This window comes from Aeromicrobium sp. P2_G6, from assembly GCF_056403535.1.
Map to the genome: position 1 here is coordinate 175767 of NZ_JBFUFH010000004.1, position 13060 is coordinate 188826.

A 13060-nucleotide genomic window follows, 5' to 3' on the forward strand; every position below is an offset into this window, starting at 1 on the left:
GATTCGCTCGCTGGCGCTCGCTCATGATGGCCGCGCCTCGGTGACGATACGGCCCCAATCTTGCAGCGACTTGACGCCGATCTTGCCCTCGATCAGCGCCTCGATGCCCTGGACTGCTGCCGCCAGGCCCTGGACCGTCGTGATGCACGGGATGCCTTCGGCGACCGCCGCAGTGCGGATCTCGTAGCCGTCGATGCGGGGGCTGCCGCCAGACGTCACGCCGTGGGGCGTGTTGATGATGAGCTGGACGTCCTGGTCGTGGATCTTGTCCACGATCGTGCTGCGCGCCTGGCCGGGCAGCGGCTCCTCGTTGAGCTTGCGGATGACCGTCGACTTCACGCCGTTGCGGGCCAGCACGACCGCGGTGCCGCTCGTGGCAAGGATCTCGAAGCCGAGGTCCGCGAGCCGCTTGACCGGGAAGATCATGTGCCGCTTGTCGCGGTTCGCGACCGACACGAAGACCTTGCCCGATGTCGGCAGCCCGTTCTGGGCACCGGCCTGGGACTTGGCGAACGCCGTGCCGAAGCCGGAGTCGAAGCCCATGACCTCACCGGTCGAGCGCATCTCCGGACCCAGCAGCGTGTCGACGTAGCGGCCTTCGTACGTACGGAAGCGGTTGAAGGGCATGACCGCCTCCTTGACCGCGATCGGCGCGTTGTCGGGCAGCTTGCCGCCGTCACCCGTCGCCGGCAGGACCCCGGCCGCGCGCAGCTCGGCGATCGACTCCCCCAGCATGAGCCGGGCGGCCGCCTTGGCGAGCGGTGTCGCGGTGGCCTTGGAGACGAACGGGACCGTGCGGGACGCGCGCGGGTTGGCCTCGATGACGTAGAGGATGTCCGACGACAGCGCGAACTGGATGTTGATGAGCCCGCGCACCCCGACGCCCTTGGCGATCGCCTCGGTCGACTGGCGGATGCGCTCGACCTCGGCCTCACCGAGCGTGATCGGCGGCAGCGCGCACGCCGAGTCGCCCGAGTGCACGCCGGCCTCCTCGATGTGCTCCATGACACCGCCGAGGAACAGCTCGGTGCCGTCATAGAGCGCGTCGACGTCAATCTCGATCGCGTCGTCGAGGAAGCGGTCGACCAGGACCGGACGCTCCGACGAGATCTCGGTGGCCCGGCCGATGTAGTCCTTGAGCGTGCCCTCGTCATAGACGATCTCCATGCCGCGGCCGCCCAGGACGTACGACGGGCGCACCAGCACGGGATAGCCGATCTCGTCGGCGATCTCACGGGCGCGGTTGAACGACGTCGCCATGCCGTGCTTGGGCGCGGGCAGATCGGCCTCGGCCAGCACCCTCGCGAACGCACCTCGCTCCTCGGCGAGCTCGATCGCCGAAGGCTGCGTGCCGACGATGGGCACGTCAGCAGCCTCGAGGCCGGCCGCCAGTCCGAGCGGGGTCTGACCGCCGAGCTGCACGATGACACCCACGACAGGACCCGCCTGCTGCTCGGCGTGAACGATCTCGAGCACGTCCTCGAGCGTCAGCGGCTCGAAGTAGAGCCGGTCGGAGGTGTCGTAGTCGGTCGAGACGGTCTCGGGGTTGCAGTTGACCATGATCGTCTCGTAGCCGACCTCCGACAGCGCCAGAGCCGCGTGGACGCACGAGTAGTCGAACTCGATGCCCTGSCCGATGCGGTTGGGACCACTGCCGAGGATCAGGACCGCAGGCTTCGTGCGCGGCTCGACCTCGGTCTCCTCGTCGTACGACGAGTAGTGGTAGGGCGTCTTGGCGGAGAACTCCGCAGCGCACGTGTCGACGGTCTTGTAGACCGGGCGTACGCCGAGGGCGTGGCGCACTCCCCTGACGACGTCCTCGCTCAGCCCGCGGATCTTGCCGATCTGCGAGTCCGAGAAGCCGTGCCGCTTGGCGCGGCGCAGCAGGGCCGGCGACAGCTCTTTCGCGCCGGTGAGGTCGACGGCGATCTCGTTGATCAGCGCGAGCTGGTCGACGAACCACGGGTCGATCTTGGTCGCGTCGAAGATCTCCTCCGGCGTGGCCCCGGCGCGGATCGCGTCCATGACCTTCTTGAGCCGGCCGTCGTGCGGGACGCTGATCTCCTGCAGCAGGGCGTCCTTGTCGAGGTCGACCCACTCCTTGTGCCAGTCGAACGCCGCGTCGGGCCGCTCCAGGGAGCGCAGCGCCTTCTGCAGAGCCTCGGTGAAGTTGCGGCCGATCGCCATGGCCTCGCCGACCGACTTCATGTGGGTCGTGAGGGTCGCGTCAGCCGCGGGGAACTTCTCGAASGCGAARCGCGGCACCTTGRYGACCACGTAGTCGAGSGWCGGCTCGAACGAGGCCGGCGTCTCCTGCGTGATGTCGTTGGRSATYTCRTCGAGCGTGTAGCCGAYCGMSASCTTSGCRGCGATCTTGGCGATCGGGAAGCCSGTSGCCTTGGAGGCCAGRGCCGACGARCGSGAMACGCGCGGGTTCATYTCGATGACGATGATGCGGCCGTCCTCGGGGTTGACCGCGAACTGGATGTTGCAGCCGCCGGTGTCGACGCCGACCTCGCGTATGATCCCGATCGAGATGTCGCGGAGCCGTTGGTACTCGACGTCGGTCAGCGTCATCGCCGGGGCGACCGTGATCGAGTCGCCGGTGTGCACGCCCATGGGGTCGAGGTTCTCGATCGAGCACACGATCACGACGTTGTCGGCGGTGTCACGCATGACCTCGAGCTCGTACTCCTTCCAGCCGAGGATCGACTCCTCGAGGAGCACCTCGGTGGTCGGGCTGAGCGCCAGGCCGGAGCCGGCGATCCGGTGCAGGTCGGCCTCGTCGTACGCCAGGCCGGAGCCTGAGCCGCCCATCGTGAACGACGGGCGTACGACGACGGGATAGCCGCCGAGTCCTTCGACGCCGTCGAGGCACTCCTGCATCGTGTGGCAGATGACGGACTTGGCCGACTCGGCGCCCCACTCCTTGGGCAACGTCTCGACGACGGCCTTGAAGGACTCGCGGTTCTCGCCCTTCTGGATCGCGTCGATCGACGCGCCGATGAGCTCGACGTTGTACTTCTCGAGGACGCCGGCCTCGTGCATCTGGATCGCGGCGTTGAGGGCGGTCTGGCCGCCGAGTGTCGCGAGCAGGGCGTCGGGGCGCTCCTGGGCAATGACCTTCTCGACGAACTCCGGCGTGATGGGTTCGATGTAGGTCGCGTCGGCGAACTCCGGGTCGGTCATGATCGTCGCCGGGTTGGAGTTGATCAGGATGACGCGGATGCCCTCCTCACGGAGGACGCGGCAGGCCTGGGTGCCCGAGTAGTCGAACTCGCAGGCCTGGCCGATCACGATCGGGCCGGAGCCGATGACGAGGATGCTCTGAATGTCCGTGCGCTTGGGCATTACGCGTTCACTCCGGTCATGAGGTTCACGAAACGATCGAAGAGATAGGCCGCATCGTGCGGTCCGGCCGCGGCCTCTGGGTGGTACTGGACGCTGAAGGCCGGCTGATCGAGCAGCGCGAGACCTTCGACGACGTTGTCGTTGAGGCACACGTGGGTGACGCGCCCCGGTCCGTACGGCGTCTCGAACGTGCCCTCGATCGGGGCGTCGACCGCGAAGCCGTGGTTGTGCGCCGTGATCTCGACCTTGCCGGTCGTGCGGTCCTGGACCGGCTGGTTGATGCCGCGGTGCCCGTAGACCAGCTTGTAGGTGCCGCGGTCGAGGGCACGACCGAAGACCTGGTTGCCAAGGCAGATCCCGAAGTAGGGGATGCGGGCCTCGAGCACCTGCTTGAGCACGGCGGTGACGTGGTCCGTGGTCGCCGGGTCGCCGGGTCCGTTGGACATGAACACGCCGTCGGGGTTGATCGCGGTGATCTCCTCGTACGTCGTGGTGGCCGGCATGACGTGCACCTCGATGCCACGCTCGGCCATGCGCCGCGGCGTCATGCCCTTGATGCCGAGGTCGATCGCGGCGACCGTCAGGCGCTTGTCGCCGACGGCAGGCACGACGTACGTTTCATCGGTCGTCACGTCGGCGAGGAAGTTGGCGCCCTTCATGCCCGGAGCCGCTGTGACCTTGGCGAGCAGAGCGGCGACGTCGGTCGATGCCGAGCTGATGCCGCCGCGCATCGCGCCGCGCTCACGCAGGTGCCGGGTGAGCGCCCGCGTGTCGATGCCCGAGATGCCCACGACGTCCTGTGCCGCCAGCTCGTCGTCGAGTGAGCGGTTGGAGCGCCAGTTGCTGCGCACGCGAGCGGGGTCGCGGACGATGTAGCCGTCGACCCAGATGCGCCGGGACTCGAAGTCCTCGTCGTTGATCCCGGTGTTGCCGATGTGCGGTGCGGTCATCGCCACGATCTGGCCCTTGTAGGACGGGTCGGTCAGCGTCTCCTGGTAGCCCGTCATGCCGGTCGAGAACACGATCTCGCCGATCGTCTCGCCGACGGCTCCGAACGACTCGCCCCGGAACACCCGGCCGTCCTCGAGCACGAGTATCGCTTCGGTGGTCATACCGTCACACCTTCCACGAGCGCACGGTCGCGGACGGTCGGTCTGCCGCGCAGGAACGTCGCGACGACCTCACCGGGCAGCGTCAGCCCGGCGTACGGGTTGTTGCGCGACAGCGAAGCCGTGTCACGCGCGTCGATGAGCCGGGTCGCGGCCGGGTCGACGAGCACGATGTTGGCCGGCTCGCCCACCTCGAGCGGGCGACCCTGGTTGCTGACGCGGCCGATCTCGGCCGGCTTGGCCGACATTTTCTCGGCGACCTGGGCCCAGGTCAGCAGGCCGGTGTCGACCATGGTCTGCTGCACGACCGACAGCGCGGTCTCGAGGCCGAGCATGCCGAACGCGGCAGCCGACCACTCGCACTCCTTGTCCTCCATCGGGTGAGGAGCATGATCTGTGGCCACGATGTCGATCGCGCCGTCGGCCAGCCCTTCGCGCACGGCGGCGACGTCGTCGTTGGAGCGCAGCGGCGGGTTGACCTTGTAGATCGGGTCGTAGCTGCGCACCAGGTCGTCGCTGAGCAGCAGGTGGTGGGGCGTGACCTCGGCGGTGACATCGATGCCGCGGCCCTTGGCCCAGCGGATGATCTCGACCGAGCCCCGGGTCGACAGGTGGCACACGTGCAGGCGTGAGCCGACGTGCTCGGCGAGCAGGACGTCGCGGGCGATGATCGCCTCTTCGGCAACGGCGGGCCAACCGGTGAGGCCGAGCTCGCCGGACAGCGGTCCCTCGTTCATCTGCGCGCCCTCGGTCAGGCGGGGCTCCTGCGCGTGCTGCGCGATGACGCCGTCGAACGCCTTGACGTACTCCAGCGCCCTGCGCATGATCACGGCGTCCGAGACGCACTTGCCGTCGTCGGAGAACACCCGCACAGCGGCGGCCGAGTCGGCCATCGCGCCGAGCTCAGCGAGCCGCTCGCCGCCGAGGCCGATCGTCACGGCACCGACGGGCTGCACGTCGCAGTAGCCGCCCTCACGGCCGAGCCGCCAGACCTGCTCGACGACCCCGGCAGTGTCGGCGACCGGATCGGTGTTGGCCATCGCGTGCACGCAGGTGAACCCGCCGCGCGCTGCGGCCTTGGACCCGGTGAGGACGGTCTCGGCGTCCTCACGGCCGGGCTCGCGTACGTGCGTGTGCAGGTCGACGAGTCCGGGCAGCGCGACCAGGCCGGTCGCGTCGATCGACTCATCGCCATCGAGTCCGGTGCCGATCGCGGTGATGACGCCGTCCTCGATCGCGATGTCGTTGACGGTCTCGCCGAGGATGTTCGCTCCCCGGATGACGTACGAGGTCATTCAGTGCCTTCTTCGCTGGTGGGTTCCCCGGCCGCGCCGCCGAGGAGGAGGTAGAGGACGGCCATGCGTACGGCCACGCCGTTGGTGACCTGCTCGACAATGACCGAACGGACGTGGTCGGCGACGTCGGCGGTGATCTCCATGCCGCGGTTCATCGGGCCGGGGTGCATGACGATCGCGTGCTCGGGCAGCCGGTTGAGCCGCGGGGTGTCGAGTCCGTAGCGCCGGCTGTACTCGCGGGCGCTGGGGAAGAACGCGGCGTTCATGCGCTCCTGCTGCACCCGCAGCATCATGACGGCGTCAGCCTTCTCGAGCGAGCTGTCGAGGTCGTACGACGTCTCGACCGGCCACTTCTCGATGCCGACCGGCAGCAGCGTCGGGGGTGCGACGAGCGTGACGTTGGCGCCGAGGGTGTCGAGCAGCAGCGCATTGGAGCGAGCCACCCGACTGTGCAGGACGTCACCGACGATCGTGATGTTCTTGCCCTCGAGATCGCCCAGGTGCCTGCGCATCGTGAACGCGTCGAGCAGGGCCTGTGTCGGGTGCTCGTGCGTGCCGTCGCCCGCGTTGATGACCGCGCCGTTGGTCCACTTGGCGTTGGCCAGGCGGTGCGGCGCGCCGGAGTGCTGGTGGCGGATGACGACAGCGTCGGCGCCCATCGCCTGCAGGGTCAGGGCGGTGTCCTTGAGGCTCTCGCCCTTGGACACGCTCGAGCCCTTGGCCGAGAAGTTGATGACGTCGGCGCTGAGTCGCTTGGCCGCCGCCTCGAACGAGATGCGGGTGCGGGTCGAGTCCTCGAAGAACAGGTTGACGACCGTGCGACCGCGCAGCGTCGGCAGCTTCTTGATCGGCCGGCTCGCGACCCCGAGGAGCTCCTCGGCGGTGTCGAGGATGCGGATCGCGTCCGTACGGTCGAGATCGCCCGCGCTGAGCAGGTGCGAAAACGTCATGCCGCTCCCCCCTCGGAGAAAAGAGCATGAGGGACGACCGGCATGACCGCCTCATTGTTCGCTCGCTGGCGCTCGCTCATGCCGCTCCCCCCTGGATGTCGACGGCGTCGCGCTCGTCGGACTCCGACAACGCGACCTTGACCTTCTCGACCAGCGACGTCGGGAGGTTCTTGCCCACGAAGTCCGCGCGGATCGGCAGCTCACGGTGGCCGCGGTCGATCAGGACGGCGAGCTGGACGGCCTTGGGCCGGCCCAGCTCGTTGAGCGCGTCGAGCGCGGCACGGATCGTACGGCCGGAGAACAGCACGTCGTCGACCAGCACGACGATCTTGCCGTCGATGTCGTCGGGGATCTCGGTGTGCTCCAGCGCCCTCGCCGGCTTGAGCCTCAGGTCGTCGCGATACATCGTGATGTCGAGCGCGCCGGCCGTGATGACTCGGCCTTCGACCTCGGACATCCGCTTCGCGATGCGACGAGCCAGGTGAACCCCGCGAGTCGGGATGCCGAGCAGGACGACGTCGGAGGCGTCGCGGTTGCGCTCGAGAATCTCGTGGGTGATGCGCGTCAACGCGCGGGAGATGTCCTTGTCGTCCAGGACGGTTCGAGCGGGTGCGTGCGTAGCGTCAGCACGGGGGGCGTCATCAGACGCGACCATGTCTGACCTCCTTCTCCGCCTCTCGGGACGGCCGTTAAAGGATGTCGATGTTCGACGGTCAGCCTAGCAGCGCGTCAGGCGGTTTCCGGAGGCGGCTCGGCGAGGGCGAACGGGCTGGTCAGCTCGCGATGTCAGGGCGACCACCCGCGGCTTGGATGGCCTCGCTGAGCCTTCGGATGACGGTGTCCAGCTTGGGGACCAAGAAGAGCGCTTGATCACCCGAACGTGTCGCGACCACCAGCCGGCGGCGCGGCACCAGGAAGGATCGCCGCGCCCGACCCACGCGCACGATCTCGCACAGCGCGGCCGTGAATGGCGTGTTGCCGCCAAGGGCGCGCTCGAGGCCATGCGGTGCGAACGTGAGCACCCCGTCCGACACCCGCAGATGTCCCCCCAGCGCACGCCACCCTCGCCAGTAGTTGGCACGGACCGACCAATTCCCCTCGGATGTCATGCCATCAGTGTCGCCGGCCCGCGGTTCCGGGCCGTGGCCGGGCTTCGATTGCGAAGCGCCGCTCTGGGTACTTCCGGGGATCAGGAGGCAACATGCGAATCGGTTCTGTCGTCGTACTCATCTGGCTCATCATCGGCGTCGTCGCAGCAGCGCAGCGCGACTACTTCACGTCATCGGGCGATGCCAGCTGCGCCAAGGTCGGTGACACGGTCCTCACCGTGATCGCCGGGCCGCTCAACTACCTGGGCGTCAATCCGAAGATCGACTGCGAGACACCCGAACCTTCGAAGTAGCCCCGCGATATGTGAAGTTGGAGGCGTCATCGAGGCGACGAAGCGCCTGTAACCTCACAAATCGCGAGGGTCTGCGGCGAGTCAGACCGCCAGCGTCGGCTTGAGCTCGACGATCTTGCTCAGCAGACCGTTGACGAACGACGGCGACTCGTCGGTCGACAGGTCGCTCGCGAGGCTCACCGCTTCGCTGACCGCGACGGCGTCCGGGACGTCGTCGACGTAGAGGATCTCGTACGCGCCGATGCGCAGCAGGTTGCGGTCGACGGCCGGCATCCGGTCGAGCGTCCAGTCCTTGGCGTTCTCGGTGATGATCTCGTCGAGGCGATCACGATGCGTGACGACGCCCTCGATGAGCAGCACGGCATAGTCGTTGACGGGATACTCGGTGTCGGCCCGACGATCGGCGAGGGTGCCTCCGGGCGGGAGGCTCTGCGCCTCGGACTCGAAGAGGATGTCGAGGGCGCGCTTGCGGGACTTCGTACGTGCCGACATCAGCCCTGCACGCGACCGAGATAGCTGCCGTCGCGGGTGTCGACCTTGATCTTCTCGCCGTTGACGATGAACAGCGGGACCTGGATCTCCTTGCCGGTCTCGAGGCGCGCCGGCTTGGTTCCGCCGCTCGAGCGGTCGCCCTGCAGGCCCGGCTCGGTGTACTCGACGAGCAGCTCGACCGACGCCGGGAGCTCGATGTAGAGCGGCACACCCTCGTGCATCGCGACCATCGCGTCCTGGTTGTCGAGCATGTAGTCCTTGGCGTCGCCGACGACGGCCTCGGAGATGTTGACCTGGTCGTACGTCGTCTTGTCCATGAAGACGTACGAGTCGCCGTCGTGGTAGAGGTACTGGAAGTCGCGCTTGTCGACGTTGGCGGTCTCGATCTTGAGGCCGGCGTTGAAGGTCTTGTCGACGGTCTTTCCACTCATGACGTTCTTGAGGGTCGTCTTGACCATCGCCCCGCCCTTGCCGGGCTTGTGGTGCTGGAACCACACGACGGACCAGAGCTGTCCGTCGAGGTCGAGGACCATGCCGTTCTTGATGTCGTTCGTGGTGGCCATCAGCCAATCTCCAGGAGGTCTTTGGTCATCGTGGTGAGCACCTCGGGGGCGCCCGTTGTCACGAGGACGGTGTCTTCGATACGCACTCCCCCGCGACCCGGGACATAGATGCCCGGCTCCATCGTCAGGACAGTGCGACTAGCCAGTTTACCTGTCTGCGAGGGCCCGATGAACGGGTCCTCATGGATCTCGAGCCCGACGCCGTGCCCGAGGCCCGTCGTGAAGGCGTGGAGCCATCCGGCAGCCTCCAGCGAGGAGGTCGCCGCAGCGTAAGAATCGGCGACCACGGTGCCCTCGAGCAGCGTCGCGAGACCGGCCGCCTGCGACTCCTTGACCGCTGCGTGGATCTCCCGCTGCCAGTCATCTGCCTTGCCCAGCACGAACGTACGCGTGCAGTCAGCGTGGTAGCCATCGACGCGCGCACCTAAGTCGATCTTGACCAGGTCACCGTCGGCGAGCACGCGGTCGGTCGGGCTGTGATGCGGGATCGCGGAGTTCTCCCCTGCGGCGAGGATCGTCTCGAACCCGATTGCCTCGGCGCCGAGGTCGAGCATCCGGTTCTCGAGGTCGCGGGCAACGGCCCGTTCGGTGCGCCCGACGAACGGACCTTGCAGCAGCGACTCCAGCGCGCTCGTCGAGATGTCACAGGCACGCCGCAGCGCATCGATCTCGGCGTCGTCCTTGACCACGCGCAGCGACTCCACGACCCGATCGGCCGGTACGAGCGACGTCCCGGGAGCCAGCTCGCTGAGTCGCGCGTGGGCGTCGACGCTGAGCGCGTGCGTCTCTGCGGCCCACGTCCCGCCGGACATGTGCTCAGCGGCGGCGCCCAACAGGTCGCGACCGATCTGGTGCTCGACGTCCGGCAGCTCCTCGGCCGCCTGGTCCCGGTAGCGGCCGTCGGTCAGGAACACCGGAGCGCCCTCGCGCGGCACGACCAGCGCCCCGTTGGATCCCGTGAACCCGGTCAGGTAGCGGACGTTGACGAGTGTCGTGACGACGACACCGTCGAGATCGCGCTCGGCCAGCTCCGCGGTGAGTCGGTCACGGCGCGCGGCCGCTGTCACGACGAGATGGCCCGGTAGGCGTCGAGGATCAGCTGCTCGTCAGGTCCGGCGAGGATCACCGGCTTGGCCAGGCCCTCGAGGATGACGAACCGGAGCTGGTCACCGCGGGTCTTCTTGTCGAGCCGCATCGTGGAGGACAGTGCCTCCCAGATGCCCGGCCGGTATGTCATGGGGAGCCCGAGAATGCCGAGGATCGAACGATGCCGGTCCAGCAGCTCGCGGTCGATCCGGCCGGCACGATGAGCGATCTCGGCAACGTAGACCATGCCGATCGAGATCGCCTCGCCGTGGCGGATGCGGTAGTGCTCGAACCGCTCGACGGCGTGACCGAACGTATGCCCGTAGTTGAGCGCCTCACGGCCGATCTGCCCGTCATCGCCGGTCTCTCGCAGGTCACCCGCGACGGCACGTGCCTTGACGGTGATGCCCTTGGCGATCAGCTCCGCAACGATCGGCGACGATGCGTCGGTGAGCGACTCGGGGGCCGCCTCGATCAGGTCGAGGATCGTGGGGTCCGCGATGAACCCGCACTTGGCGACCTCAGCGAGGCCGCTGCGCAGCTCGGCGGCGGGCAGGCTCTGCAGCACATCGAGGTCGCAGAGCACCCCGACGGGTTCGTGGAACGCGCCGACGAGGTTCTTGCCCTCGGCCGTGTTGATCCCGGTCTTGCCGCCGACGGCCGCGTCGACCATGCCGAGCACGGTGGTGGGGACGTTGACGAACCGGACACCGCGCAGCCAGCTGGCCGCGACGAATCCCGCGAGGTCGGTCGTGGAGCCGCCACCGAGGCCGACGATGACGTCGGACCGGGTGAACCCGGTCTCGCCGAGCACCTTCCAGCAGAAGGCCAGCACGTCGGAGGACTTGGCCTGCTCGCCGTCGGGGACCTCGATCAGGTGCACCTCGAGCGCGTCCGACACGAGGGGCTCGCGCAGAAGCTCTGCCTGCTTGGCCATCGTCGGCGAGTGGATGATCGCCACCCGCAGCACACCAAGGCCGAATCCGATGAGCCCGCGCAGCTGTTCGTGCACGCCATTGCCGATCACCACGTCGTACGGGCGATCGGTCGGCACCGTCAGGCGCGTGGTCATCGGTCCTCCTCAATCAATGTCATGGCTCGGTCGGTGACCTGGGCGGCGTCGAGATCGTCGGTGACGATCGTGAACCGCGCAACCTCGTCGTAGAGCGGACGGCGTTGGTCCATCAGGTTCTTCATCTGTGCCCGGACGTTGCCCAGCAGCAGGGGTCGGTTGGCGTTCATCCCGACGCGCGCCACGGCAGCCGGCAGGCTGACATCGAGGAAGATCACCCGGTGCTGGCCGAGCTGTTCGCGCGTCGCCGCGCTGAGCACAGCGCCACCACCCAGGGCCAGGACGCCGTCGTGGTCGCTGAGTGCAGCGGCGACAGCCTTCTCCTCGAGCGTGCGGAAGTGCGCTTCACCGTGATCGACGAAGATGTCCTGGACCGACGTGCCCTCACGCGCCTCGATGTCCTGGTCGGTGTCGCGGAACGACACTCCCAGCCTGTCGGCCAGCGCGTGCGCCACGGTCGTCTTGCCCGCGCCGGGCGGGCCGACGAGGACGACGACCGGACTCAACGGTGCCTCAGGTTGGCGAGGTAGCCCTCGACGTTGCGACGGGTCTCCTCGACCGCGTCACCGGCGAACTTCTCGAGGATCGCGTCGGCCACGACCAGCGCGACCATGGCCTCGGCGACGATGCCGGCAGCGGGCACGGCGCAGACGTCGGACCGCTGGTGGTGCGCCCGAGCCTCCTCGCCGGTCTCGACGTCGACCGTGCGCAAGGCACGCGGGACGGTGGCGATGGGCTTCATCGCCGCGCGTACGCGCAGGAGCTCGCCCGTCGTCATGCCACCCTCGGTGCCACCCGCGCGGCCGGAGACGCGACGGATGCCGTCGGCGGTCGGCACGATCTCGTCGTGCGCCAACGAACCGCGCGTGCGCGCGAGCTCGAAACCATCACCCAGCTCGACACCCTTGATGGCCTGGATGCCCATCAGCGCAGCAGCGAGGCGGCCGTCGAGCCGCTTGTCCCAGTGCGTGTGCGAGCCAAGACCCGGGGGCAGACCCTCGACGACGACCTCGACGACGCCGCCGAGCGTGTCGCCGTCCTTGTGGGCCTGGTCGATCTCGGCGACCATCGCGGCACTGGTCTCGGGATCGAAGCAGCGCACGGGGTCGGCGTCGAGCGCCTCGACGTCGCTGTGGCTGGGGATCACGCCCGCAGGTGCGCGGACGGTGCCGAGCTCGACGACGTGCGACACGATCGTGGCGCCGGTCGTCTGCTGGATGAACTGCGCGGCGATCTCACCCAGTGCGACGCGGGCCGCGGTCTCGCGGGCACTCGCACGCTCCAGGATCGGGCGCGCCTCGTCGAAGCCGTACTTCTGCATGCCGGCGAGGTCTGCGTGGCCGGGTCGCGGACGGGTCAACGGCGCGTTGCGCTTGAGCCCTTCGAGGATCTCGGCGTCGACCGGGTCTGCCGCCATGACCTGCTCCCACTTGGGCCACTCGCTGTTGCCGATGCGCAGCGCGATCGGGCTGCCCATCGACGATCCATGACGCAGGCCACCGACGATCTCGAGCTCGTCCTGCTCGAACGCCATGCGGGCGCCACGGCCGTAGCCGAGGCGGCGGCGCGCCAGCGCGGCCTGGATGTCCTTGCTGGTCACCTGCACTCCGGCGGGCAATCCCTCGAGCACGGCGACAAGAGCGGGGCCGTGCGACTCACCTGCGGTCAACCAACGAAGCATGGAAGCAATTCTCCCACGCCCCACGCCTCACTCGGGACGGCGTCCGTCCCGACCGGGCA

13 protein-coding genes are annotated in these 13060 nt (G+C 68.2%); 1 reads left to right on the forward strand and 12 read right to left on the reverse strand.

From position 1 onward, the window contains the following. Positions 1-21: 21 nt before the first annotated feature. From carB to AC1DVU_RS14295, 6 genes are all read right to left on the reverse strand, one after another. Positions 22-3351, reverse strand: a complete 3330-nt coding sequence (gene carB, locus AC1DVU_RS14270) for a carbamoyl-phosphate synthase large subunit (protein WP_476923113.1) — start codon at positions 3349-3351, stop codon at positions 22-24. Next, positions 3351-4463: a glutamine-hydrolyzing carbamoyl-phosphate synthase small subunit gene (gene carA, locus AC1DVU_RS14275; protein WP_476923114.1), complete on the reverse strand. Its 1113-nt coding sequence runs from the start codon at positions 4461-4463 to the stop codon at positions 3351-3353. Before carA ends, carB begins: the two co-directional genes overlap by 1 nt. Next, positions 4460-5755 (reverse strand): dihydroorotase, encoded by a 1296-nt coding sequence (locus AC1DVU_RS14280; RefSeq protein ID WP_476923115.1) that lies wholly within the window; start codon positions 5753-5755, stop codon positions 4460-4462. The genes carA and AC1DVU_RS14280 overlap by 4 nt, the downstream gene beginning before the upstream one ends. Further along, the gene (locus tag AC1DVU_RS14285) at positions 5752-6705 is read right to left on the reverse strand and encodes an aspartate carbamoyltransferase catalytic subunit (protein WP_476923116.1); all 954 of its coding nucleotides are present in this window, start codon (positions 6703-6705) and stop codon (positions 5752-5754) included. The genes AC1DVU_RS14280 and AC1DVU_RS14285 overlap by 4 nt, the downstream gene beginning before the upstream one ends. A 76-nt stretch (positions 6706-6781) precedes the next feature. Then, the gene (gene pyrR / locus AC1DVU_RS14290; RefSeq protein ID WP_476923117.1) at positions 6782-7360 is read right to left on the reverse strand and encodes a bifunctional pyr operon transcriptional regulator/uracil phosphoribosyltransferase PyrR; all 579 of its coding nucleotides are present in this window, start codon (positions 7358-7360) and stop codon (positions 6782-6784) included. A gap of 118 nt (positions 7361-7478) precedes the next feature. Further along, a complete protein-coding gene (locus AC1DVU_RS14295) occupies positions 7479-7814 on the reverse strand; it encodes a hypothetical protein (RefSeq protein ID WP_476923118.1) in 336 nt (111 codons plus the stop codon). A gap of 92 nt (positions 7815-7906) precedes the next feature. Between AC1DVU_RS14295 and AC1DVU_RS14300 the strand changes: the two genes are divergently transcribed. Then, positions 7907-8107: a hypothetical protein gene (locus AC1DVU_RS14300; RefSeq protein ID WP_476923119.1), complete on the forward strand. Its 201-nt coding sequence runs from the start codon at positions 7907-7909 to the stop codon at positions 8105-8107. Positions 8108-8188: 81 nt separating this feature from the next. Here the strand turns inward: AC1DVU_RS14300 and nusB are convergent, their stop codons facing one another. Genes nusB through aroC form a run of 6 tightly spaced genes read right to left on the reverse strand, consistent with a single transcriptional unit; the run spans position 8189 to position 13001 of the window. Next, positions 8189-8599: a transcription antitermination factor NusB gene (gene nusB, locus AC1DVU_RS14305; RefSeq protein WP_476923120.1), complete on the reverse strand. Its 411-nt coding sequence runs from the start codon at positions 8597-8599 to the stop codon at positions 8189-8191. Continuing rightward, entirely contained in the window at positions 8599-9165 is a 567-nt protein-coding gene (gene efp, locus AC1DVU_RS14310; RefSeq protein ID WP_476923380.1) for an elongation factor P, read from the reverse strand. The genes nusB and efp overlap by 1 nt, the downstream gene beginning before the upstream one ends. After that, positions 9162-10229 (reverse strand): M24 family metallopeptidase, encoded by a 1068-nt coding sequence (locus AC1DVU_RS14315; protein ID WP_476923121.1) that lies wholly within the window; start codon positions 10227-10229, stop codon positions 9162-9164. Before AC1DVU_RS14315 ends, efp begins: the two co-directional genes overlap by 4 nt. After that, positions 10226-11320 carry a 3-dehydroquinate synthase gene (gene aroB, locus AC1DVU_RS14320; protein ID WP_476923122.1) on the reverse strand — a complete coding sequence of 365 codons (1095 nt, stop codon included), beginning with the start codon at positions 11318-11320 and terminating at the stop codon, positions 10226-10228. Before aroB ends, AC1DVU_RS14315 begins: the two co-directional genes overlap by 4 nt. Continuing rightward, positions 11317-11826: a shikimate kinase gene (locus AC1DVU_RS14325; RefSeq protein ID WP_476923123.1), complete on the reverse strand. Its 510-nt coding sequence runs from the start codon at positions 11824-11826 to the stop codon at positions 11317-11319. The genes aroB and AC1DVU_RS14325 overlap by 4 nt, the downstream gene beginning before the upstream one ends. Then, the gene (aroC, locus tag AC1DVU_RS14330; protein ID WP_476923124.1) at positions 11823-13001 is read right to left on the reverse strand and encodes a chorismate synthase; all 1179 of its coding nucleotides are present in this window, start codon (positions 12999-13001) and stop codon (positions 11823-11825) included. Before aroC ends, AC1DVU_RS14325 begins: the two co-directional genes overlap by 4 nt. Between the last annotated feature and the right edge of the window lie 59 nt (positions 13002-13060).